Annotated in this window: 1 protein-coding gene; it reads right to left on the reverse strand. The window is 55.0% G+C overall.

Going from position 1 to position 527, the window contains the following annotated elements; all coding sequences use genetic code 11:
* On the reverse strand, window positions 1–494 hold a 494-nt coding region (locus ACZY1I_RS32190; RefSeq protein ID WP_463761708.1), incomplete at its 3' end, for an EspA/EspE family type VII secretion system effector.
* Between the last annotated feature and the right edge of the window lie 33 nt (window positions 495–527).

Raw genomic sequence — 527 nt, forward strand, 5'->3', positions numbered from 1 at the left:
ACGATTGCTGCGGCGAGGAGATCTTTCGTTAGTCCCAACCCCAATCGCACATGAGTGATCATTGCGGCTTGGTCGTTGATGCAAGCGGCGAAGCGTTGGTCGAGCTCGGCGATATTCTGAGCTACGGTCTGCAATCTTTCATTAGCCGCGGAGTATTCTTTAGCTGCTGGCCCCTGCCAGTTAGCGTCCGGTGAAGCCGACCACAGCTTTTTGCGGAGGTCAGAAAAATCCTTCGAACCTTTTTTGACGCCGGCCCCCACGGCCGGTGCTCCGAAGCCGGTCATAAGCGTCAGCATGTCGACTGCGCTAATCGTGACAGGAATCATCCGCGCCGCCCGCTGGGCTTTTGCGCCTACGCCCGGGGGTTGGTTCATGCGAATCATCAGATCATTACGAATTGTGCGCATAGTGGGGTTCAAGTCGAATAACTTTTCAATGAATCCCTTATGGAGCATAGCTGCCGGAGCGAAACCATCTCCGAGCATGTTGCTCATGTAAGCAGCGGTGTATTCGTGGCCGGATATCCC

It is taken from the genome of Mycobacterium sp. IDUB_37 (assembly GCF_055419245.1).